13 protein-coding genes are annotated in these 20,231 nt (G+C 74.7%); 8 read left to right on the top strand and 5 right to left on the bottom strand.

Annotated elements, in window-relative coordinates; translation table 11 throughout:
* Positions 1–5: 5 nt before the first annotated feature.
* Positions 6–1,802 carry a methionine--tRNA ligase gene (gene metG, locus Sya03_RS00710; RefSeq protein WP_203936116.1) on the bottom strand — a complete coding sequence of 599 codons (1,797 nt, stop codon included), beginning with the start codon at positions 1,800–1,802 and terminating at the stop codon, positions 6–8.
* 126 nt (positions 1,803–1,928) lie between these two features.
* Here metG and Sya03_RS00705 point away from each other — a divergent pair, with 126 nt between their 5' ends.
* Entirely contained in the window at positions 1,929–3,416 is a 1,488-nt protein-coding gene (locus Sya03_RS00705) for a hypothetical protein (RefSeq protein WP_203936115.1), read from the top strand.
* Here Sya03_RS00705 and rsmI read toward each other — a convergent pair.
* Positions 3,410–4,261, bottom strand: coding sequence for a 16S rRNA (cytidine(1402)-2'-O)-methyltransferase (gene rsmI / locus Sya03_RS00700; RefSeq protein WP_203936114.1), 852 nt, complete (start codon positions 4,259–4,261; stop codon positions 3,410–3,412). The two genes, Sya03_RS00705 and rsmI, sit on opposite strands and share 7 nt — an antisense overlap.
* 98 nt (positions 4,262–4,359) lie before the next feature.
* On the opposite strand from rsmI, the gene Sya03_RS00695 reads away from it, so the two are divergent.
* The 4 genes from Sya03_RS00695 (at position 4,360) to Sya03_RS00680 (ending at position 11,293) form a co-directional block, all read left to right on the top strand.
* Positions 4,360–5,976: a dolichyl-phosphate-mannose--protein mannosyltransferase gene (locus Sya03_RS00695; RefSeq protein WP_370871906.1), complete on the top strand. Its 1,617-nt coding sequence runs from the start codon at positions 4,360–4,362 to the stop codon at positions 5,974–5,976.
* Between the two features lie 869 nt (positions 5,977–6,845).
* Complete coding sequence (locus Sya03_RS00690) at positions 6,846–7,217, top strand: MmcQ/YjbR family DNA-binding protein (protein ID WP_203936113.1); 372 nt, start codon at positions 6,846–6,848, stop codon at positions 7,215–7,217.
* Between the two features lie 249 nt (positions 7,218–7,466).
* Entirely contained in the window at positions 7,467–8,825 is a 1,359-nt protein-coding gene (locus tag Sya03_RS00685; RefSeq protein ID WP_203936112.1) for a hypothetical protein, read from the top strand.
* Positions 8,826–8,932: 107 nt separating this feature from the next.
* On the top strand, positions 8,933–11,293 hold the full coding sequence (locus tag Sya03_RS00680; RefSeq protein WP_239107024.1) for a bifunctional polysaccharide deacetylase/glycosyltransferase family 2 protein: 2,361 nt from the start codon (positions 8,933–8,935) through the stop codon (positions 11,291–11,293).
* Here Sya03_RS00680 and Sya03_RS00675 read toward each other — a convergent pair.
* Positions 11,290–12,513 (bottom strand): GAF domain-containing sensor histidine kinase, encoded by a 1,224-nt coding sequence (locus Sya03_RS00675; RefSeq protein WP_203936110.1) that lies wholly within the window; start codon positions 12,511–12,513, stop codon positions 11,290–11,292. The genes Sya03_RS00680 and Sya03_RS00675 overlap by 4 nt on opposite strands.
* 93 nt (positions 12,514–12,606) lie before the next feature.
* Between Sya03_RS00675 and Sya03_RS00670 the strand changes: the two genes are divergently transcribed.
* Complete coding sequence (locus Sya03_RS00670; protein ID WP_203936109.1) at positions 12,607–13,608, top strand: NAD(P)-dependent alcohol dehydrogenase; 1,002 nt, start codon at positions 12,607–12,609, stop codon at positions 13,606–13,608.
* On the opposite strand, the gene Sya03_RS00665 is transcribed toward Sya03_RS00670, so the two are convergent.
* Positions 13,605–16,484: a sensor histidine kinase gene (locus Sya03_RS00665; RefSeq protein ID WP_203936108.1), complete on the bottom strand. Its 2,880-nt coding sequence runs from the start codon at positions 16,482–16,484 to the stop codon at positions 13,605–13,607. The genes Sya03_RS00670 and Sya03_RS00665 overlap by 4 nt on opposite strands.
* A 150-nt stretch (positions 16,485–16,634) precedes the next feature.
* On the opposite strand from Sya03_RS00665, the gene Sya03_RS00660 reads away from it, so the two are divergent.
* Positions 16,635–17,468, top strand: coding sequence for an SDR family oxidoreductase (locus Sya03_RS00660; protein ID WP_203936107.1), 834 nt, complete (start codon positions 16,635–16,637; stop codon positions 17,466–17,468).
* A gap of 41 nt (positions 17,469–17,509) precedes the next feature.
* Here Sya03_RS00660 and Sya03_RS30730 read toward each other — a convergent pair whose 3' ends face one another.
* Positions 17,510–18,778 carry a chitosanase gene (locus Sya03_RS30730; protein WP_239107023.1) on the bottom strand — a complete coding sequence of 423 codons (1,269 nt, stop codon included), beginning with the start codon at positions 18,776–18,778 and terminating at the stop codon, positions 17,510–17,512.
* Positions 18,779–19,039: 261 nt separating this feature from the next.
* On the opposite strand from Sya03_RS30730, the gene Sya03_RS00645 reads away from it, so the two are divergent.
* Entirely contained in the window at positions 19,040–20,227 is a 1,188-nt protein-coding gene (locus tag Sya03_RS00645) for an ROK family transcriptional regulator (protein ID WP_203936106.1), read from the top strand.
* The last annotated feature ends 4 nt before the right edge of the window (positions 20,228–20,231 follow it).

Raw genomic sequence — 20,231 nt, 5'->3', positions numbered from 1 at the left:
GGCGCTCAGCCCGCCAGGCGGGCCAGCTCCTCCTCGACCACCGACACGTCCAGCTTCTTGAACACCGGCGTCGGGGCGGCCAGCGCCGTGCCCGCGACCAGCGGCACCGACGCCCAGCGGGCGCCGACGGTGTAGTCGCCGGTCAGCACCGGGTACGCCGGGCCGCCGTCGAGGTCCTCGACCTCCTCGATGCGCGGCATCGGCGCGTGCACGCCGGTGCCGCCGAGCAGCTCGTGCACCTTCTGCGCCGAGTGCGGCAGGAACGGCGTCAGCAGCGTGTTGGCGTCGCTGACCACCTGCAGCGCCACCGCCAGGATGGTGCCCATGCGCGGCTTCGACGCCTCGTCCTTGAGCTTCCAGGGCGCCTGCTCGGACAGGTACCTGTTCGCCTCGGCGACGACGCGCATCGCCTCGCCGATCGCGGCCTTCTGCCGGTGCTGCTCGATCAGCCGGCCCACCGTCGTGAAGCCCTCCCGGGCCACCGCCAGCAGCGCCTCGTCCTCGGCGGTCAGGTCGGCGGCCGGCGGGATCGCGCCGAAGTTCTTCGCCGCCATCGACACGCACCGGTTGACCAGGTTGCCCCAGCCCGCCACCAGCTCGTCGTTGTTGCGCCGGACGAACTCCGCCCAGGTGAAGTCGGTGTCGTTGGACTCCGGCCCTGCCGCCGCGATGAAGTACCGCAGGGCGTCCGCGTCGTAGCGCTCCAGGAAGTCGCGCACGTAGATGACCACCTTGCGCGACGACGAGAACTTGCGGCCCTCCATCGTCAGGTACTCCGACGACACCACCTCGGTCGGCAGGTTCAGCGCGCCCAGGTCGCCCGGCGTGCCGTCCTTGTCGCCCTGGCCCGAGTAGCCCAGCAGCAGCGACGGCCAGATCACCGAGTGGAAGACGATGTTGTCCTTGCCCATGAAGTAGTAGCCGCGCGCGTCCTTGCCGTCGCCGTCGGCCGACCACCACAGCTTCCACGCGTCCGGGTCGCCGGTGCGGCGCGCCCACTCGATCGACGCCGACAGGTAGCCGATGACCGCGTCGAACCACACGTAGATGCGCTTGTCGTTGCGGTCGCGCCAGCCGTCGAGCGGGATCGGCACGCCCCACTCCAGGTCGCGGGTGATGGCGCGCGGCTGCAGGTCGTCGAGCAGGTTGCGGGAGAACTTCAGCACGTTCGGCCGCCAGCCCTCGCGCTGGTCCAGCCAGGTGGCCAGGGCCCCGGCGAACGCGGGCAGGTCGAGGAAGAAGTGCTCCGTCTCGACGAACTCCGGCGTCTCGCCGTTGATCCGCGACCGCGGGTTCAGCAGCTGCTCCGGGTCGAGCTGGTTGCCGCAGTTGTCGCACTGGTCGCCGCGGGCGCTCTCGTAGCCGCAGATCGGGCACGTGCCCTCGATGTAGCGGTCGGGCAGCGTGCGGCCCGTCGACGGCGAGATGGCGCCCAGCGTGGTCTTCGCGACGATGTAGCCGTTGCGGTGCAGGCCCGCGAACAGCTCCTGCACCACCGCGTAGTGGTTGCCGGTGGTGGTGCGGGTGAACAGGTCGTAGGACAGGCCGAGGCCGTGCAGGTCCTCCACGATCACCCGGTTGTACCGGTCGGCCAGCTCGCGCGGGGTCACCCCGTCCGCGTCGGCCTGCACCTGGATCGGGGTGCCGTGCTCGTCCGTGCCGGACACCATGAGCACGTCGTGGCCGGCCATCCGCATGTACCGGCTGAACACGTCGGAGGGCACCCCGAAGCCGGACACATGACCGATGTGGCGCGGGCCGTTGGCGTAGGGCCAGGCGACCGCGGCGAGAACGTGACTCATGCCGCCCAGCGTAGTGATGCCGCCGATCGCGCCGCGATCGGATAGTCGCGCGCCCCGGACCCCTTTTCACCGACACGCGCCCGTTTGAGCGCCGTCCCCCTCGAACCCCGTTGTCCAATGGGTGATATGACCGCATCTGCGCCGCATTCAGGCGATCCCCAGCCGGCCGGGCCGTGGTCGGACGCGCCGTCGTGGAGCGGCGACACCTTCGACGAACAGACCGGCGACATCAGCCCGCGCGCCACGGCCGCGGCCCTGGCCGCGGGCCGCGAGGTCACATCCAGTGATACGACGACCGGGGGCCCACCGGAACCCACGGGCGACGTGACCCACCACCCGACCGTGGCCCTCGACCGCACCACCCCCCGCCCCACCCGACCGGCCGGCGCCCCCGCCCCGCCGCCGACCCCGCCCCGGGAAACGCAGCCTTCGCCGGCCGCGGCAGCGCCTCCGCCGGGGGCTCCGACGCCGGGCGGCGACTCACCGACGCCCGCGCCCACCGCGGGCCCCGCCACCGCGACCACCCCGGGCCCGACGACCACGACCGGTCCGGCTCCGACGACCACGACCGGTCCGGGCCCGACCGAGCAGGACTCCACGACCACGGCGGCCTCGACCTCGGCGAGCGGCCCGGACCGCCCCGCGGCTACGACCGGTGCGGGCCCCGCGGCCGGGCTCGACGCCGAGGACGGCGCCGCCGCCCCGGCCGGGCCGGGCCCGGCCGACGCCGCCGAGCCCGAGCCCGCGGCCGGCGCGGAGCCGGGCGGTGACCCGGGCGCCGGCCGGACCGTCGGCGCGCAGGCGGGCCGCGGGACCGGGGCCGCGCCCCGCGCCGCCGCCGCCGGGGACGACGACGGCGCCGCCGACCGGCTCACCGGGGCATGGCTCGGGGACGGGACCGGTGGCGTACCCGACGTGATGGTGCTGCCGGAACCCGGCGCGGGCCGCGACCGGACCGCGGCGCCGGTGCCCAACCCGCGGGCCGAGGCCGGCGGGCCGTCGTTCTGGCTGCACGCCATCGAGCGCGGCGAGGACCTGCCCGAGGGCGAGCTGTTCCACCAGGCGCCCGGGGCCACCGCCACCGCCACCCGGGTGCGGCCGGTGCGGCGCACCGCGCCGCGGACGCCGCTGCGGCCCGCGCTCGGGCTGGGGGCGCTGCTGGCGCTGGCGCTGGTCGGCAGCTTCTTCGCGTGGGTGAGCGCCGAGCCGCTGTGGCTCGCCGTCGGGCACAGCACCACCGGGACGGCCACCGTCACCCGGTGCACGGGCGACGGGGTCGGGCAGCGGTGCCGGGGCACGTTCACCGCCGACGGTCGTACCGTGCCCAGCGTGGCGCTGCTCGGGGTGCAGCCGGCGCAGGCGCAGCCGGGCACCCGGGTGACCGCGCGGATGGTGTCGGCAAACAGCCGGCAGGCGTTCGTCGGGGCCAGCGGGTGGACGCTGCACCTGCGGTGGCTGCTCGGGGTGCTGTTCGTGGTCGGCTGCGGGCTCGGCATCGCCTCGGCGACCGGGGCGCGGCGGCTGGAGAACGCCCGGGCCCGCCGGCGCGCGGTGCTGCTGAGCAACACCGCGCCGCTGCTGGTGCTGGCCGGGTTCCTCGTGGCGGCCTACTGAGCGTGCACGAGGGCGTACACCTCTCGTTTGCGCAGGCCGTGCTCCGCGGCGACGGCGGCGATCGCGTCGCGGCGGGTGGCGCCCGCCGCCTCGCGGCCGGCGACCGCAGCGCGCAGGTCGGCGTCCGCCGGCCGCTCGGCCGGGCGCGGCGGCGCGCCGGCCACGACCACGGTGATCTCGCCGCGCGGGTCCTTCTCGGCGGCCCAGCCGGCGAGGTCGCCGAGGGGGCCGCGGCGCACCTCCTCGTACGTCTTCGTCAGCTCCCGGCACACCGCGGCGGAGCGGTCCTCCCCGAACGTGGCCGCCAGGTCCGTCAGCGTCGCGGCGATGCGGTGCGGCGCCTCGAACAGCACCAGCGTGCGCGGCTCGGCGGCGAGCTCGCGCAGCCGGGCGCGGCGCGGCCCGCCGGAGCGCGGCAGGAAACCCTCGAAGCAGAACCGGTCGCAGGGCAGCCCCGACAGGGCCAGCGCCGTGGTGACAGCGCTCGGGCCGGGCGCCGTCGTCACCGGCACGCCCGCGTCGAGCGCGGCGCGGACCAGGCGGTACCCGGGGTCGCTGACGCTGGGCATGCCGCCGTCGGTCACCAGGGCGACGCGGGCGCCGCCGAGCAGCGCCTCGACCAGGTCGGGGGTGCGGCGCTCCTCGTTGCCCTCGAAGTACGACACGATCCGGCCCGGCACCTCGATGCCGAGGTCGCGGGCCAGGCGGGTCAGCCGGCGGGTGTCCTCCGCCGCCACGATCTGGGCGCCGGCCAGCGCCTCGCGCATGCGCGGCGACGCGTCGCCGATGTTGCCCAGCGGGGCCCCCACCAGCACCAACGTGCCCTCGGCGGCGTCGTCGGCCACGGCTCCCCCTTACGGCGTCCGATGTCGCACCAGTTGACCACACGCCGACCACCGGCCTCCGGACGCCGTGGCCCAGGTTCGCAGCCTACGATCGCGGGGTGATCCCGGCGGCGACAGCGGATGCAGACACGTCCACCGCACCGGCGGCCCCCGCGGCCGGCGGTGACGAACCCGTGCGGCCGCCCGAGGGCGACGACGGGCGCCGATCCCTGCCGGCGGTGGTGCGGCGGCGGCTCAGCACCGTCGACGAGCGGCTGAACCCGTACTCGTGGCTGGCCGCGATCGTCGTCACCGTCATCGGCGGCATCCTGCGCATCGTCAACGTCGACCGCCCCAAGGGGTACATCTTCGACGAGGTCTACTACCCGACCGACGCGTGGGACATGCTCCAGCACGCCGTGGAGTGGGACGAGAAGACCAACGGCCCCGCGTACGTGGTCCACCCGCCCCTCGGCAAGTGGATGATCGCCCTCGGCGAGCAGATCTTCGGCAACAACGAGCTCGGCTGGCGCATCGTCGGCGCCGTCTGCGGCACCCTCATGGTGCTCATCACGGCGCGCATCGCGTACCGGCTGTTCCGCTCCGTCGTGCTGTCCGGCGCGGCCGGCCTGCTGCTCGCCCTCGACGGCTTCCACCTGGTGCTGTCGCGCACCTCGCTGCTCGACATCTTCCTCGGCTTCTACATCCTGCTCACGTTCGCGTGCCTGCTCATCGACCGCGACCAGCGGCGCACCCGGTGGCGCACCGCCCTGGAGACCGGCTTCGACCCGGCCAAGCACCGGCGCCCCCGGTTCGGCTTCCTGCGCGCGGTGCCGTGGTGGCGGCTGCTCGCCGCGTTCTTCCTCGGCTGCGCCGTCGGCGTCAAGTGGAGCGCGGCGTTCTTCGCCCCGTTCTTCGCGATCCTCGTCGTCGTGTGGGAAGTCCGCGCCCGCCGCTCCGCCGGCATCCGCCGCCCCGTCGCCCGCGGCATCGTCGGCGACATCGGCTGGCTGCTGCTGTCCGGCGTCGTCACCACCGTCGTCTACCTCGGCACCTGGGCCGGCTGGTTCCTCACCGACACCGGCTACTTCCGCCACTGGCTCGCCGACAACGGCCGTGCCGAACCACCCGTCCTCGGCGCCCTCATCAACCTGTTCCACTACCACCAGGAAGCCTTCGGCTTCCACACCCAGCTCGACGACAAGCACACGTACCAGTCGTGGCCGTGGCAGTGGCTGCTCCTCGGCCGCCCGGTGGCGTTCTACTGGAACGGCGAGGGCAACTGCGGCGCCCCCAGCTGCGCCGCCGAGATCCTGCTCCTCGGCACCCCACTGCTGTGGTGGAGCTTCCTGCCCGCCCTGGTCGCCGCCGCCTGGTTCGGCATCGCCCGCCGCGACTGGCGCGCCCCCGCGATCCTCGTCCCGGTCGTCGCCGGCATGCTCCCCTGGTACTACTACGCCATCGCCGACGGCCGCACGATGTTCTCCTTCTACCTGCTGCCCGCGGTACCGTTCCTGGTCCTGGCCGTCGTGTACGTCCTCGGCGCGATCATGACCCCACCCGAGGGCCTCGGCCCGGAGAAGAGCGACCGGCAGATCGTGGGCGCGGTGGTGGCGGGGTTGTACGTGCTGCTCGTGGCGGCGTGCTTCGCCTACTTCTATCCCGTCTTCACCGGGCAGCTGATCCCGTACGAGGACTGGTCGTCCCGGATGTGGCTGGGGCCGCGCTGGATCTAGCCCACGACGTTTCCGGCCCGCCGCCCTGTTTCGGGGTGGCGGGCTTCGTCGTGTGTGGAGGTGTCGGGTGGTGGTCGCTGCGGTTCCGGCGGACCGGCGTGGGCCGGGATCCGGCGACGCGCCGGGCGCGGCCCTGGGGGCCGGCGACGCCGGGAGGCGGTGAGGCGGTGATCTGGCGGCCCGAGAACCGCGGCGGTGGCGCCGGTCCGGCGGCCCCGGGGGCCGGCGGCGGAGGCGGTGAGGCGGCGGTCCGCGGTTCGGCAGCCTGGGTGCGTGGTTCGGCAGCCTGAGGGTGGCTTCGGGGCCATCGGGCCCGCAGGACACCGCATGGTCCTGAGCGCGGCCGTCTTGGTCGGCGATCCGCCGACCCGGCGGTGACATCCATCCCGGCAGTCCCGCGGACACCCGAGCTTCATCGACCCGGCGGACGCTCCCCTGCGCCGACCGCCGAACAGTCACCCACCAAGCCGCTGCCGGCTTGCCGCCGAGTTCCCAACCACCACCCCCGTGGCCAATCCATCTGGCGGCATTGTCGGGAGCAGCGCCGGGATGGCTTGCCAGCGGGCCGCGCGCCGCGCAGCCGGGTCCCATCACCTCGACCGCTCCGCAAGGCCCGCCGTTCGCCAGCCTTGGTGAGGCAGCCCGCCGGGTGGGTTGCTTGTGGACCTCGCTCGACCGGGGGGCGTCGTCACCCGGGAGCAGACATAGCGCGCGCCCCGATCGCCTGCCACGGGGGAAGCGGGCGATAGGGGCGCGCAGGGCAATGGTAGCCACACGGCGCCGCTGCGCACAATGGCTGCCGCCGATGGGAGGCTGTGAAAACGCTGGAGGTCAGCGCGGCGCCGGCCGCAGGGGTTAGCGTCAGGGTCGTGGACCTGCTGAGCGGGGTACGGGCGGCGTGCCTGCGACTGCCCGAGGTGACGGAGCGGTTGAGTCACGGGGCGCCGAGTTTCTTCGTGCGCGGCAAGAAGACCTTCGTCATGGTCATGGTGGACGGCCACCATCACAACCAGTTTCCGCACCTGTGGTGCGCGGCGCCGGCCGGCGCGCAGGAGGAGTTGGTGGCGGCGGAGCCGGGGCGGTTCTTCCGGCCGCCGTACGTGGGGCACCGGGGGTGGCTCGGGGTGCGGCTGGACGGTGACGTCGACTGGGCGGAGATCGGTGAGTTGTGCGAGGACGCGTACCGGGCGGTGGCGCCGCGTTCATTGATCAACGCCCTTGATAGCGACAATTCGGACTAATCACGTGGGTGAATTGATCTAGCAATGCGGTGAGAAAGTTGACAGCGCCAATATCATCCGGCGGCCGTCACCTTTTATCCGCTCATTCTTTGCGCAGGTCAGCAAGGGCGGTTCGGCGGGCCTGCACATGATCGGAAAAGCGGGCCGGCACGCCACTCGCCTGAAAGGATGATTCGCCGTCGCGATCGATGGTCATCCCAACGAGTGAGGCGAATGGATTTCCGGCCGCGCATTCCTATGCTTCGCCGCGTGCCTTCGGAGACCTTCACCCCGCAGCCCGCCGACGACGACGCCCTGTACCGCCGCGCCGTCGACGACCCGGACGCCACTGGCGAGATCCCCGACACCGAGGTGATCATGGTGGCGGAACCGGCGCCCGTCTTCGTCGACTCCACGGGACGCCGCCGCAAGGTGCTGCGCCGCGCGTCGTACGGCTTCGCCGCGTTCTGTCTCGTCTACGGCGGACTGGTCAGCGTCAGCCTGGCCGGCGGTCCCGTCAGCCCGAACGCGATCCTGCCCTTCCCCGAGCTGGTCGACCGGCCGGCCACCGCCACCCCCGGGACGGAGCCCACGCCGGGCGCCACCGAGGGCGTCGGCGAGCCGCGGGTCCTCGCCGCCGAGCGCCTGGCGCCGACCGCCGCGCGCACCCCGGCGACCACCAGCGGCACCTACCCCACCCCGCGCAGCACCCGCGGCGTGACCCGCGCGCCGGTCCTCGAGGCGACGCCCACGCCGACGCCGAGCCGCACCCCGCTCGTCCCGACCCGCACGCCGACGACCACGCCGACGCCCGGCGAGGGCACCCCGACCCCGACGGTCACGCCCACCGGCGTCGTGCCGACGGGGGCCGCGGGCGGTGGCGGCGGCGGGGGCGGTGTGGACACCCCGACGAACGGCTCGGGTTCCGGCATCGGCTCCAACGGCAACGGCAACGGGGCCGGGTCGAGCGGCTCGGGCGGCAAGGGCGGCACGGGATCAGGCGGCACGGGATCAGGCGGCACGGGATCGGGCGGCACGGGCTCCGGAGGATCCGGCAGCACTGGGTCGGGCGGCAGCGGCAGCGGCAGCGGCAGCGGCAGCGGCAGCGACGACAACGATGACGACAGCAGCACCGACGGCAGCGGTAGCAGCGGTAGCGGCAGCAAGGACGGCGGCGGCAGCGGGTCCGGCACGAAGGCCCCCGGCGCCGGCAGCGGCAACGACGACGACAACGACGCCGGCAGCGGCGACAACGGCAGCGGCGATGACAGCAACGACGATGACAGCAACGACGACGGCGCAGGCAGCGGCAACGACGACAACGACGGCAGCAGCGACGGCGGCGACAGCAGTGGCGGGGCCGAGGACGTGACCGGGCAGCTCGACGAGTTGCTCGACGAGGTCGGCGGGCTCGGCGACCTGGTGGACGCCGGGTACCGGTCGCCGGAGGCACGGTCCGCCGCGCTGGCCGGCGAGGCGCTCGCGCTGGCGCCGCTCGGTGACACCGCCGCCGTGGCCGCCCGGTTCGCCGCGGCCGTCACCGCCGGGGCCGACGCCGTGCAGGCCGCGCGCCTGGACGACGAGCGGGCGGCGCGCACGGTCCGCACCGTCCGGGCCGTGCGGTCGTGAGCGCCCGCCGTGCAGCCGTCCGGGCGGCCAGGCCGGCGGGCGGGCGGGGCCGGTCGCGGCGGGTCGCGCCGCGGCCCCGGGTGATTCTCGGCGTCGCGCTGATCGCGGTGTTCACCAGTCTGCTGCTGGTGCACGCCTACGTGAGCGCTGAGTTCACCGGCGACCACGTCGCCACGGAGGAGGTCGAGGCCGATCAGGTCCCGAAGTCCGTGGTGCAGGGCGGGCCGATCATCAACACGACCGGCGGGCAGGCGTTGTCGCACCGGCTGCCGCCGAAGACGATCGCGCTGACGTTCGACGACGGGCCGGACCCGTGGTGGACGCCGCAGATCCTCGGGGTGCTGCGCGAGCACGACGTGCGCGGCACGTTCTTCGTGGTGGGCTCGCAGGTGACCCGGCACCCGGACGTGGCGCGCCGGATGGCGGCGGACGGCAACGAGCTGGGCGTGCACACGTTCACCCACCCGAACCTGCAGTTACTGCCGGAGTGGCGGCGCAAGCTCGAGTACTCGATGACGCAGCAGGCGATCGCCCGCGCGGCCGGGGTGCGCACGGCGCTGATCCGGTTCCCGTACTCGTCGCGGGCCAGCGCCATCGACAACCCGAACTGGGAGCTGGTGCGGGAGGCGGGCGACCTGGGGTACCTGTTCGTCGTCAACGACACGGACAGCCAGGACTGGGCGCGCCCGGGCGTCGAGAAGATCATGGCGAACGCCACCCCGGAGGGCACCGACCCGGCGGTGGTGCTGATGCACGACGCGGGCGGTGACCGGTCGCAGACGGTGCAGGCGCTGCGCCGGTTCATCCCGGCGATGAAGGCGAAGGGGTACCGGTTCGTCACGGTGTCCGAGGGCTTCAACCTGGCGGCGTCCGAGGCGGGGGCCACGTCGGCGGCGCTGGCGCCCAACCCGCCGGCGCCGCAGGCGGAGCAGCTGCGCGGCGGCGCCCTGCTGTGGACGGTGCGGCTGGCCGACGCCACCATCTACGTGCTGGCGGCGATCTTCGTGCTGGTGGGGGCGCTGACGATCGGGCGTACCGTGCTGCTGCTGGCACTGGCGACCCGGCACGCCCGGCAGCGGCGCAAGAAGACGTGGAGCTGGGGTCCGCCGGTGACCGACCCGGTGTCGGTGATCGTGCCCGCCTACAACGAGAAGGAGGGCATCGAGGCGGCCGTGCGCTCGCTGGCGACGGGCGACTACCCGCACATCGAGGTGGTGGTCGTCGACGACGGCTCGACGGACGAGACGGCGGCGCTGGCCGAGGGCCTGGGCCTGCCGAACGTGCGGGTGGTGCGGGTGCCGAACGGCGGCAAGTCGAACGCCCTGAACACGGGCGTGGCGCTGGCCCGGCACGACCTGATCGTCATGGTGGACGGCGACACGATCTTCGAGCCGGACTCGGTCCGCCGGATCGTGCAGCCGTTCGCGGACCCGCAGGTGGGCGCGGTCGCCGGCAACGTGAAGATCGGCAACCGGGGCACGGTGACGGCGCTGTGGCAGCACATCGAGTACGTCATCGGGTTCAACCTGGACCGCCGCCTGTACGAGGTGCTGCGGTGCATGCCGACGGTGCCGGGCGCGATCGGCGCGTTCCGCCGCCAGGCCCTGAAAGAGGTCGGCGGGATGAGCGACGAGACGCTCGCCGAGGACACCGACGTGACGATCGCGATGCAGCGGGCCGGCTGGCACGTGGTGTACGAGGAGAACGCCCGCGCCTGGACGGAGGCGCCGGCCACCCTGTCGCAGCTGTACAAGCAGCGGTACCGGTGGAGCTACGGCACGATGCAGGCGATGTGGAAGCACCGCGGCGCGCTGCTGGACCGGGGCGCGTCGGGCCGGTTCGGCCGGGTGGGGCTGCCGCTGCTGGCGCTGTTCGGCATCGCGCTGCCGCTGCTGGCGCCGGTGATGGACGTGCTGATGCTGTACGGCCTGATCTTCTGGGGCAAGACGGAGACGTTGTACGCGTGGCTGACGATGCTGGGGTTGCAGCTGGTGACGGCGTTCATCGCGTTCCGGTTCGACCGGGAGTCGCCGAGGCCGCTGTGGACGCTGCCGTTGCAGCAACTCGCGTACCGGCAGCTGATGTACCTGGTGCTGATCCAGTCGGTGATGTCGGCGATGACGGGCGCGAAGCTGCGCTGGCACAAGCTGCACCGCACGGGCCTGGCGGGCGCCGACGGGGCGGCGGCCGTGGCGCCGCCGCCGGCGCCGGTGCCGGCGGCGCGCCTGCCGGAGCACGGCCTGGCGGCGGTGGCGCCGCCGCCGGTGCGGCCCGCCGGCTCGGCGTCGGTGCCGGCGCAGCCGGACCGGGCGGCCGCGGACCCGTGGGGTGAGCCCGCGGCGTGGCCGCAGCAGCCGGACGAGTCGTGGCAGCGCGCCGCGGAGGCGTGGGACCGGGCGGGCGACCCCTGGACGTACCCGGAGCCGGCCCGCCGCGACCAGCTGACCTGGCCGCCCGCGGACCGCTAGGCGACGGCGACCGGCTCCGCCGACGGGAACACCACGTGCAGCGAGGTGCCGTCGCCGGGCCGGTCGGACAGCGCCACCGTGGCGTGGTGCGCGTCGAGGATGCGCTTGGCGACGACGAGGCCCCGGTCGGACTGGGGCACGTCGGCGGCCGCGGAGATGGCGCCGTAGTACAGGTGCGGGAACAGGTCCGGGTGGGTGCCGTCGCCGAGGTCGAGGTCGTCGAGGTGGACGGCCGGCCCGGACTCGATGTCGTTGCCGACGCGCACCCGTCCGCCCGGCGGCGTGTACTTCACCGCGGCGAACAGCAGGTGCATGAGGACCTGCTCGAGGCGCACCGGGTCGGCGATGATGGGCAGCTGCGGCCCGCCGGCCTGGTTGAGGATCCAGATCTGCTTGGTGGCGGCGATGGGCCGCACCGCCTCGACGGCCCGCCGGGTGAGCCGGGTGAGGTCGACCTCGCGCATGCGCAGGCCCTCCGGCGCCGGGCCGGTCTGGGCGAGGCTGAGCAGGTGCTCGAGCAGGTCCTCCAGGCCGCGGCAGTGGGCGGCGGCCGCGCGGCCGAGGTCCGCCGCCGCGTCCAGGTCGTGGGTGCCGGTGTGGGCCAGGCCGTCCAGGTACCCCTTGAGCAGTCCGAGCGGGGCGCGCAGCTCCCCGCCGACGAGGGCGGCGAGGTCGTCCTTGCGGCGCTCCAGCTCCTGCAGGCGGGCGGTGGTGTCGGCCAGCGCGGTGGCGTACCGGCGCAGTTCGAGCTGGCTGGTGACCTGGCGGGACAGCGCCCGCAGCGCCTGGAGCTGCTCGTACGACAGCGAGCGCGGCTGCTCGTCGACGACGCACAGGGTGCCGAGGGCGTGCCCGTCGGTGGTGACCAGCGGGGCGCCGGCGTAGAACCGGATGCGGCCGCGCTCGCCGGTGACGTACGGGTTGTCGGCGAACCGGGGGTCGCGGGCGGCGTCGGGCACCACCATGAGGTCCCGGCCGAGGATGGCGTGGGCGCAGAACGACACGTCGCGGGACGTCTCGGCCTCGTCGATGCCGAGGCGCGCCTTGAACCACTGCCGGTCGGCGTCGACGAGGCTGACGAGCGACATGGGGACGCCGCACACGGCGGAGGCGAGCGCGACGATGTCGTCGAACTCCTTCTCCTGCGGGGTGTCGAGGACGTCGAGGTCGTACAGGGCGCCGAGGCGCTGTGCCTCGTCGTGGGGCAGGGATGCGGTCATGACGGTCACCTCCGAGTAAGTTTCACTTAACACCTCTTCTCCGCGTTTCGGGCGAGCTTTGTCGTTTCCCGTCGATGGGCGCATGCTGTGGTGGTGACGACACAGAACGTGGCCGCGGTTCTGCACGGCGTGGGCGACCTGCGCATCGAGGAGGTGCCGAGGCCGGTCGCGGGGCCGGGCGAGGTGCTCGTGGAGATCCGGTCGGTCGGCATCTGCGGCTCCGACGTGCACTACTACGAGCACGGCCGCATCGGCGACCACGTGGTGAACGCGCCGATGATCCTCGGTCACGAGGCGAGCGGCGTTGTCGTCGGCACCGGGCAGCGGGTCGCCGTCGAGCCGGGGGTGCCGTGCGGGCACTGCGAGCAGTGCCGGGCCGGGGCGTACAACCTGTGCCCCGACGTCCGGTTCTTCGCCACCCCGCCGATCGACGGCGCGCTCGCGCACGTGGTGGCCGTCCACGAGGCGTTCGCCCACCCGGTGCCCGACGAGCTCAGCGACGACGCGGCCGCGCTGTGCGAGCCGCTGTCCGTCGGCCTGTGGGCCAACCGCAAGGCCGGCACCACCATCGGCTCCCGCGTGCTGGTCACCGGCGCCGGGCCGGTCGGCGTGCTGTGCGCGGAGACCGCCCGGGCGTTCGGCGCGTCCTGGGTCGGGATCGCCGACGTGCAGCCGGACCGGCTCAAGGCCGCCGAGGCGTTCGCCGTCGACGAGGTGATCGACGCCCGGCGGGGCGTGGACTACGCCGCGTACCGGCCGGACGTGCTGCTCGAGTGCACCGGCGCCGAGCCCGTGGTGGACGCCGGCATCCGGGCGCTGCGCCCGCGCGGGCGCGCCGTGCTGGTCGGCATGGGCGCGAGCGGCACCCAGCAGCTGCCGGTGCAGGCCATCCAGACGCGCGAGCTGATCGTCACCGGCACCTTCCGGTACGCCCACACGTACCCCGACGCGATCGCCCTGGCCGCCAGCGGCCGGATCGACCTGGACGCCCTGGTCGGCGCGCGGCTGCCCCTGGCGGAGTCGGAGCGGGCGCTGACGATGGGCCACACCGACCCGTCGGTGCTGAAGACCGTCGTGACCGTGTCGGAGGGCTAGACCGCCGGCAGCGTCACCGCGAACGTCGTGCCCGGCCCGGGGTCGTTCGGGTACGCCCGGATCAGGCCGTCGTGCCGCTCGACGATCGCCTTGGCGATGGCGAGGCCCAGCCCCGTGCCGTCGATCTTGTTCTCGACCGCCGTCGTCGCCCGGAAGAAGCGGGTGAACAGCTTCGGGTACTCGTCCGCCGGGATGCCGATGCCCGTGTCGGTGACCGTCAGGGTCACCCGGTCGCCCTCGTGCACCGTCGCGAGCCGCACCGCGCCGCCCGCCGGCGTGTACTTGATCGCGTTCGCCACCAGGTTGGCGACGACCTGGCGCAGGCGTAGCGGGTCGCCCATGACCGTGAGCTCCGGGTCGGCGCCGTCGGTCAGCGTGACCTCGCCCGCCTCGGCGGCCGGGCGGTTGTCCTCCAGCACCTCGGTCAGCAGCGGGTGCAGGGCCACCGGCCGCGGCGCGAACGACACGTGCCCGGCGTCCAGCCGGGCCAGGTCCAGCAGGTCGTCGACGAGGGCCTGCAGGTGGAGGCTCTGCCGGGCGATCGCCGCCACGAACCGCCGGTGCTGCGGGTGGAGCAGCTCCTCGTCGTCCTGGAGCAGCTCGGTGAAGCCGTGGATGGAGGCGATCGGGTTGCGCAGCTCGTGCGTGACCAGCGCGACCAGCTCGTCCTTCAGCCGGTCGACCGCCCGCAGCCGGCGCACCTGCTCGCGCTCGGCGGCCAGCAGCTCCTCGCGCCGGTCGGCGAGGCCCCGCCGCTCGGTGACGTCGGTGCAGACGCCGTCGGCGAGCAGCCGGCCGCCGCTGCGGCGCGGGATCGCCCGGAACCACACCCAGCGCACCACGTCGTCGAAGCCCCGGACGCGCACCTCCACGGAGGCGGTACCGCCGCCCTCCAGCGTGGTCGTGAAGTCGGCGAACGCCGCGGCGTCCGCCGGGTCGACCCGCGCGCCGATCACGGGCACCAGGTCCGCGACGCCGGCCACGTCGGCGCCGAACACGTGCTCGCCGTTCGGGCTCACGTACCGGACCACCAGGGTGCCCTCGGTGGTGATCTCGACGGTCCACAGGAAGTCGGTGATCTGCCGGACGACGCGGTCGAGGTCGTCGCGGGCGCGGCGGCGGTCGAGGTAGCGCCCCAGGTGGGCGCCGACGCTGTCGAGCGTGTCGACCAGCTCGGCGTCCGGCGGCTGCGGCCGGTCGGTGGCGAACAGCAGCGCGCCCAGGACGGCGTCGGGGCTGCGGATCGGCAGGACCACCGCCGTGTGCAGGCCCGCCAGCGCGGCGGCGACGTCGTCGCGGACCGCCGCACGGGGGTCGGCGGCCAGGTCGGCGACCCACTCGGCGCGCCCGGACGCCCACGCCAGCCCCGGCAGTCCCTCGCCGTGCAGCAGCGCCGGCCGGTCCGCGGCCTCGGTGTCGTCCCTGGGGCCGTCCGCGGCGGCCGACCACGAGCTGACCCGCTCGATGACGTGGCGGCCGTCGTCGACCTCCCAGTACTCGCCGACGGACCAGCCCAGCGCCGCCCCCACCGCCGCGACGACGGCCGCGGCGGCCTCGGTGTCCGGCGGGGCGTCCGCGAGCACCTCGGCGGCCGCGTGCTGGGCGGCGAGCAGCCGGTCGCGGCGGTGCGCCTCGGTGATGTCCTGCGTCACGACCACGGCGCCCTGCACGCCGCCGCTCGCGTCGCGGATCTGCCGCCCGCGGACGGCGAACCGGCGGCTGGTGCCGTCGGCGTACCGGATCACCAGCTCCTCGCCGGCGACCGTCTCGCCCGCCAGGGCGCGCGCCAGCGGCGCGGACTCGCGGGTGACGGGGGTGCGGCCGTCGGCCCGGAACACCCGGTGCAGGTCCCGCCAGGCGTCCGGGTGCTCGCCCGCGGCGCCGTCGGGCATGTGGAACCGGCGGATCGCCCGGTTGGTCAGGGCCACCTCGCCGTCGGCGCCGCACGCGATGACGCCCGTGTCCAGGTTCTCGAGCAGCGCCTGGAGGAACGCCCGGTCCGCCTCCAGCTGCCGGCGTCCCTCCTCGCGCTCGGAGATGTCGTGCAGGAAGGCGTGGAACCGGATGTCCCGGCCGGAACCGGTGTGCTGCAGCGTCAGCTCGATCGGGAACTCGCGCCCGTCACGGCCGACCGCGGCCAGCTGGAGCCGCTGACCGGCCAGCCGCGAGTGGCCGCTGGCGCGCACCCGGTCCAGGCCCGCCTCGTGCGCCGCCCGGAAGCGTTCCGGCACGATCAGGCCGGTCAGGGACGCGCCGAGCACCTCGCCGGCCGTCCAGCCGAACAGCTTCTCGGCCGCCGGGTTCCACGCGACGACGTCGCCGGCGGCGTCGATCGCCGCGTACGCGTCCTGGGCGGTGTCGAGCACGGCGGCGAGCTGGTCGTTCGCGGTGCGCAGGGCGATCTCCGACTCGGCGGCCACCGCGAAGTCGGCGAGGCTGTCCAGCTCGTCGGCGGTCCACTGCCGCGGCGCGGTGTCGACCAGGCAGAACGAGCCGAGCACGTGCCCGTCCGGGCTGGTCAGCGGGTAGCCGGCGTACGCGAGCACCTGCCCGGCGGCGACCACGGGGTGGTCGGCGACCCGCGGGTCGAGCCGGGTGTCGTCGATGACCACGGGACCGCCCGCCTGCACCACGTGCCGGCAGAACGACAGCGACAGCGGGCCCTCGCGGTCGGCGGGCGGCAGGGTGGGCCCGGCGGCGCCCGGCAGGAGCTGCCGGTCGGCGTCGACGAGGGTCACGTACGCGTGCGGCACGCGCAGGGTGCGCGCGGCGAGGTTCGCGAGGCGGTCGAGGCCCGGCGCCCGGGGCCCGTCGAGCAGGCCGGTCGCGGCGAGCGCCCGCAGCCGCCGCCGGTCGTTGATCCGCTCAGTGGTCACGCGCAGGGTGTCTCCTCTCCCCTGCGACCATCCCATCCCGCGCCGCGAAGGTGGCCCGTTTCACCCGTTTTTGGCGTATGCCACCGCGGCTGCGCCGGGCCCGGCGCCGTTCCGCTGTGATCGGTGGCGCCCAGGTAGTAGACAGAGACCATGACCTCCATCGCCGTGACCGGCGCGACGGGTCGGCTCGGCGGCCGGGTGGCCCGCCGGCTCTCCGCCGCGGGAGTGCCCCAGCGCCTGATCGTCCGCGATCCGAGCCGGGTGCCGCGGCTGGACCGGGCGGTCGTGACCCGGGCGTCGTACGGCGACGGCGAGGCGCTGCGCCGGGCGATGCGGCACATCCACACCGTGCTGATGGTGTCGGCCGCCGAGGGCGAGGACCGGCTGGAGCAGCACCGCACGTTCGTCGACGCGGCGGCCTCCGCGGGCGTGAAGCACCTGGTCTACACGTCGTTCTACGGCGCCGCGCCCGACGCCACGTTCACGCTGGCCCGCGACCACGCCGCGACCGAGGCGTACGTGCGCGAGGTCGGCATCCCGCACACGTTCCTGCGCGACAACCTGTACGCCGACTTCTTCCCCCTGATGACGGGCGAGGACGGCGTGCTGCGCGGGCCGGCCGGCGACGGCGTCGTGTCGGCGGTGGCGCAGGACGACGTCGCGGACGCCCTGGTGGCGGTGCTGCGCGACGCGGACGCGCACGCCGGCGCGACGTACGACCTGACCGGCCCCGAGGACGTCGGCCTGCACGAGGTGGCCGCCGTGGTGTCGAAGGCGACGGGCCGGCAGGTCACGTACCACCCGGAGACGGTCGAGGAGGCGTACGCGTCGCGGGCGTCGTACGGGGCGCCGCGCTGGCAGGTGGACGCGTGGGTGTCGACGTACACGGCGATCGCGGCGGGCGAGCTGGCGGGCGTGAGCACCGCCGTCGCGGACCTCACGGGCCACCCGGCCATGCCGCTGGCGGACGTGCTGGGGGTGTGACGGCCCGGCCCCGGGGGGGCCGGGGCCGGGCCGCCGCCCGGTCAGCCGATCCGGAAGCCCTCGCCGTACATGGTCCAGGCCAGCGGGGTGTTCAGGTCGAGGTTGCCCTGCCGCAGCCAGACCCGCTGCGCCGTGTCGACCCGCGAGGTGTCCGAGTGGGCCTCCTCCTTCTTCATCTCGACGACGCGGGCGTCGAAGAAGGCGGTCAGCCAGGCGGTCTCGTCGCCGCCCTGGGCCGGCGGCTTCGCCGTGCGCAGCGCCGCCGCGCGGATGGACTGCATGCCGGAGTAGCCGTGCATGACGGCGGCGTCGTAGTACGCGAACTGGCCGAGGGCCCGCACCCCGTCCTGCTTGGCCCGGCTGACCGACGGGTTGAAGTACTCGTTGTCCCGCTCCGTCTCCTGCTGCCGCTGGAACACCGGGTCCTGCGCGGCCGCGCGCCAGTCGGCCGGGTAGTCCGGGTCGAGGCCGTCGTGCGAGGCGGTGCCGTTGACCCGGCGCAGCGCGGGCAGGTACTTGGCGAGCACGTTGCCGGGCGACACCCGGGTGTAGTTCTCGACGAGCTGGAGCATGTCGGAGGTGCCGGAGCAGAAGCCGATGATGCCGGCGGTGTAGCCGCGCCCGTCGCGGATGTCCTCGATGTAGGCGAACTGGGCCCGCCAGTTCAGCGACGAGTTCTCGGCGGTGGACACGATCTGCATCGCGACGTCCTTCTTCGCCGGGTCGTCGAGGTTCCGGCCGCCGGTCGGCGGCTGCGTGGTGACCGGCGGGCCGGTCGGCGGCCGCGTGGTGGGGGCGGTCGTCGGAGGCCGGGTGGTCGGCGCGGTCGTCGGCGCGGCGGTGGTGGGCCGGGTGGTGGTGGGGGCCGTCGTGGGAGCCGAGCCGCCGCCGCACGGGGCGCCGTTGATCGTGCAGCCGGCCGGGACGCCGGTGCCGATGCCGAGGAACCCGAACGTGACGGAGGCGCCGGGGGCGACGGCGCCGTTCCACGACCGGTTGGTGAACGTGTGGCGCCGGCCGCTGGTGGTGAGCAGGGCGTCCCAGTAGCTGCCGACGGTGGTGCCGGCCGGGAGCTCGAACTCCACCGTCCAGGAGGTGACGGCCTGGTCGCCGGTGTTGCGGATGGTGTACCGGCCGGTCCAGCCGGAGCCCCAGTCGGAGTCCTTGCTGAAGGTGGCGGTCGGGGCGGCGGCGGCGCTGGCGGGCAGCAGCCCGACGACGGCGACGCCGGCCCCGACGGTGAGCGCCGCGGCCACGGCGGCGACCGCGGTCCGGGCGCGCCTGCGCGGATTCCGGGCAGGAGAGGTCATGGCGGTTCCTCGGTGGGGAGGAGGGATGGGGGGAGGGGCGAGGTGTGGTCACGGGGACGGTGACGGGCAGACGCTAGGTTCCGGAACCGGGGCGATCAAGCTTCTTGAATCATTCTTAAAGTTGCTGCCTATCCGATTTGTCCCCCCGGTCGAGCGCCCCACGGGTGCCCGAAACGCCTGGTCGCTCCCTTGACACCGGCCCGCGGCGAGCCCTACCGTCACCGCAATTGTTAGTTAGTTTGCCTATCAATCGGAGGCCGGGTGTCCCGTTCCGCAGGCTCCGCCAAGCTGCTGCGCGCCCTCAACGAGGCCGCCGCGCTCGGCCACCTGCTGGAGACCGGCAACCTGACCCGGGCCGACCTGCGCGCCCTCACCGCGCTGTCCACCCCGACCATCTCCGAGGTGCTGCGCCGGCTCACCGAGGCGGGCCTGGTCACCGTCGTCGGCCACGACCGCGGGCGGCCCGGGCCCAGCGCCGAGATCTACGCCGCCCACCCCGACGGCGGCCACGTGTTTGCGGTGTCCGTCCGCGACACCGGCACCCGCGCCGTGCCCACCCTCGCCGGGGCCGTCGGCGACCTCACCGGCGCCGTCCGGGCCCGCGCCGAGGAGCCCGCCGACTTCGTGCGCACCGACCCCGCCGTCGCCGTCGCCGCCCTCGTCGACCGGCTGCACGCCGAGGCCGGGCTGCGCGCCGGGCGGCCCCGGCACGTGCAGCTCGCCGTCCCCGGCGCGTACGACCCGCGCACCGGCGTCGTCCACCACGTCGAGGTGCCCGGCTGGAACCGGCCCGGCCTCGTCGCCGGCATCGCCGACCGGCTCGGCACCACCGTCGGTGTCGACAACGACGTCAACCTCGCCGCCGTCGCCGAACGCACCCGCGGCATCGCCGCCGACGCCGACGGGTTCGCCCTCGTCTGGCTCGGCGACGAGGGCCTCGGCCTGGCCATCGACATGGGCGGCGCCCTGCTGCGCGGCGCCCGCGGCGGGGCCGGCGAGATCGGCTACCTGCCCCTGTACGCGCCCGGCTCGCCGCAGGGCAAGGTCGAGCTCCAGGACCTCGCGGGCGGCCCGGCCGTGCTGGCGCTGGCCCGCGAGCACGGGTTCGAGGGCCGCACCGCCGCCGCCGCCGTCGCCGCCGCCGTCGCGGCCCCGGCCGACGCCGCCGAGTTCTGGGCCACCCTCGGCGACCGCGTCTCGGTGGGCCTGGCCAGCGTCGTCGCCGTGCTCGACCCGGCGCTGATCGTGCTGGCCGGCGAGGTCGCGCACGCCGGGGGCGACCGGCTGCGCGACGCCGTCGCGGCCGCCCTGGCCCGCTGGTCGCCCCAGGACCACCGCCTCGCCGTCACCGCCATCGACGACGACGCGGCGCTGCTCGGCGCGTTCGACGCCGGGCTCGCCGCCCTGCGCGGGCAGCTCATCGCCACGATCCGCGACTCCGCCGACTGACGTC

Source organism: Spirilliplanes yamanashiensis (genome assembly GCF_016863475.1).
In the GTDB taxonomy this organism is placed as follows: domain Bacteria; phylum Actinomycetota; class Actinomycetes; order Mycobacteriales; family Micromonosporaceae; genus Spirilliplanes; species Spirilliplanes yamanashiensis.
This window is presented reverse-complemented; position numbering and strand designations above follow the sequence as displayed.